We start from the raw sequence: 1274 nt of genomic DNA, 5'->3' as shown, positions 1-1274 counted from the left end.
CGCTCCCAGTGGAAGGCTTGGGGGTGTTCCGGTGGGTTCGCTCCTGTTGCGCTCTGCCCTCGTGGCTAATGTCCGTAGTGCGGCTCGCCGGGACACCACGGCCCGACCGGCGTGGCTTGAGAGGAGCGTGATCGGCGCATCCTGACTGGGATATGCCCACCGGCCGGACCGTGAACCCCACCCGATTCACGGCCAGGAAGGGCACTTCCCATGATCACGTTCGGTGTCGATGCACACAAGCGCTCTCACACGATCGTTGCCGTCGATGAGCTGGGCCGCAAGATCGCGACCCGCACCATCGGGACCACCACCAGCGAGCATCTGCAGGCCCTCGCTTGGGCCGTGCAGGTCACCCCGGCCGGGCACGATCGCCGTTGGGCCATCGAGGACTGCCGGCACATGACCCGGCGACTGGAAGCAGACCTGCTCGCCGCCGGGGAGGACCTGGTGCGTGTCCCACCCAAGCTCATGGCCCACGTGCGCGACAGCGCCCGCAGCTACGGCAAGTCCGACCCCATTGATGCCTTGGCCGTGGCCCGCGCGGCACTACGCGAACCTGACCTGCCGGTGGCCCGCCTGGACGGCGCAGAGCGTGATATCCGCCTGCTGGTGGACCACCGCGAAGCCCTCATCCGCGAACGAACCGCCCTTGTCAACAGGCTGCGCTGGCACCTGCACGAGCTCGACCCCGGCACCGAGATCACCGCCCGCGGGTTCCGCCAACTCAAGGCCTACACCCTGGTCGAGCGCCAGCTCGCCGACAAAACCGGAATCGTCGCCCGCCTGGCCCGCGACCTCAACGCCCGAGCCCGCGACCTCACCCACACGATCAGGGAGTTGGAGAAAGAACTCCAGCAACTCACCCTCGAGCACGCACCCGCCCTGCTGGCCATCCCCGGCTGCGCCGCGTTGACCGCGGCCAAGATCGTCGGTGAAACCGCAGGCATCGACCGCTTCACCACCAGCGACGCCTTCGCCAGCTACAACGGCACCGCCCCACTGCCCGTCTGGTCCTCCAACACCCCACGTCACCGACTCTCACGAACGGGCAACCGACAACTCAACGCCGCGATCCACCGAATCGCCCTCACCCAAGCCCGCCACCACCAACCCGCCAAAGACCTCATCAAACGCCGCGTCGAAAGCGGCAAATCCGGCCGAGAAGCCCTCCGCGTCCTCAAACGCCACATCTCCCGCACCGTCTACCAAGCCCTGCGCACCGACCAACAAACCCAGCTCACCCTCGCCGCTTGACAGAGGAGCTAGGGACAGGC

1 protein-coding gene is annotated in these 1274 nt (G+C 67.4%); it reads left to right on the top strand.

Annotation, left to right across the window (positions count from 1 at the left end):
• The first annotated feature begins 210 nt into the window (after positions 1 to 210).
• Complete coding sequence (locus BN1197_RS00140; RefSeq protein ID WP_040155195.1) at positions 211 to 1254, top strand: IS110 family RNA-guided transposase; 1044 nt, start codon at positions 211 to 213, stop codon at positions 1252 to 1254.
• Positions 1255 to 1274 lie beyond the last annotated feature (20 nt).

The sequence above is a fragment of the Mobilicoccus massiliensis genome (genome assembly GCF_000826525.2).
Taxonomy (GTDB): Bacteria; Actinomycetota; Actinomycetes; order Actinomycetales; family Dermatophilaceae; genus Mobilicoccus; species Mobilicoccus massiliensis.
The sequence above is the reverse complement of the archived record's forward strand: the minus strand, read 5'-3'. Positions and strand labels throughout refer to the sequence as shown.